We start from the raw sequence: 1,294 nt of genomic DNA, 5'->3' as shown, positions 1-1,294 counted from the left end.
GACCGTTTATACGGTCTTGTCTTTATCGCTTTTTTCTTCATATTTGATATTGTGTTTTGTATCTTGTGCAGGGTGATTTCTTTTAACATCATCTTTTTTTCCCATAACCATGTCATCATAAGGTGTATACATGTTAGAAGGCGTTTTCTTTTTGAAAATCATTCTGTAACCAATCAGTCCTATAATGCCAACCACAATTATAGTAAATATATACGCCACCATACTATCCCCCCAAAAAAAGATACTATATAAATTGAACTTATCAATGCAGCAAATGACTATTACCATATTATAACATATAACTAATGGGTCAAGATTACTCTGATATCTTTCAATACATTTTTTTGCAAAATACTTTTTTGATTTGTAGAAAATCACGATCTATATATTCAGCAATTAGGTGACTATTTTTTACGTACTATTTCCTACTTGATTGCGTGAAATTATTGTTTTTTAAGGATGGTGTTTATCTCTAGATTTTTTAAAAAGAAGCACAGCTGACTTATCCGTTGAAGAAAGACAAATTCTTATTGTATAAAATCAAATGAAGTAAATAATCATAAAAGTTACAAAAGGCAATAAAAGTAATGCGATATTGGAAAAGTAGAGTGAAGCATACTTAGAGAAGGAGATTCACATCAATTTTAAGTAAATCACAATTTTATTATCAACAAATGCCACAAGACAATAACCGTTTTATTCATTTGGTTAGTAAACTACTAGCATTTGCTTTTCTATTAAGTAGACATCTACCGGTATAGGGAAACGATAGACTTATAACCAATAAGAGATTAATGGGATCTTATTTTAGAACAAAAAATGGCGAATACCCATAAGAGCACCGCCATATAAAGTAATATAAAGAAAATGGCAGCAAAAATAAACCTCTAAAAATGGATATTTTTTTAAAGGTTTAAACCAGATTCGCTTTTTTGTGGGTACGGTACTTTTCCCAAATCGTTGGTAGTGGAGCTTCCACTTGATGGTAAAAAACGTTTCAATACCAATCAATATTTAAGTTATTATCATCTAAGAATTGAATCACATATTCTTGAAGCTTTACATTAATAAAGACTCCAACAGATTTTATCTTGTTTCCTTTACGCATTAGTCCTCTAGTTGCTCTAATTTTTGACGTTTTTTCATTATATGCTTCCTTTTCAATAATGCAGAACCTGGGCTTAATATGTAATCCATACTTACGACCCAAAATTGCGTTATAATTTTTGTTCTTTACTTTTCAAATTATATAAACACAAAAAAGACCAGCCAGAATGGCTGATCTTTTCAAAAT

Annotated in this window: 2 protein-coding genes; both read right to left on the bottom strand. The window is 30.1% G+C overall.

Annotated features, from left to right (window positions below):
* Positions 1–6: 6 nt before the first annotated feature.
* The gene (locus JFV29_RS29955) at positions 7–222 is read right to left on the bottom strand and encodes a DUF3951 domain-containing protein (protein ID WP_201188305.1); all 216 of its coding nucleotides are present in this window, start codon (positions 220–222) and stop codon (positions 7–9) included.
* Between the two features lie 775 nt (positions 223–997).
* Positions 998–1,210, bottom strand: a complete 213-nt coding sequence (locus JFV29_RS30065; RefSeq protein ID WP_207205218.1) for a hypothetical protein — start codon at positions 1,208–1,210, stop codon at positions 998–1,000.
* Positions 1,211–1,294 lie beyond the last annotated feature (84 nt).

Origin of the sequence: Peribacillus sp. TH16, assembly GCF_016651095.1 — a bacterium.
Taxonomy (GTDB): domain Bacteria; phylum Bacillota; class Bacilli; order Bacillales; family DSM-1321; genus Peribacillus; species Peribacillus butanolivorans.
This window is presented reverse-complemented; position numbering and strand designations above follow the sequence as displayed.

What these genes read in the sequence shown, in the direction of transcription:
- JFV29_RS29955 (WP_201188305.1), bottom strand. Translation starts at nt 222, where the DNA reads ATGGTGGCGTATATATTTACTATAATTGTGGTTGGCATTATAGGACTG.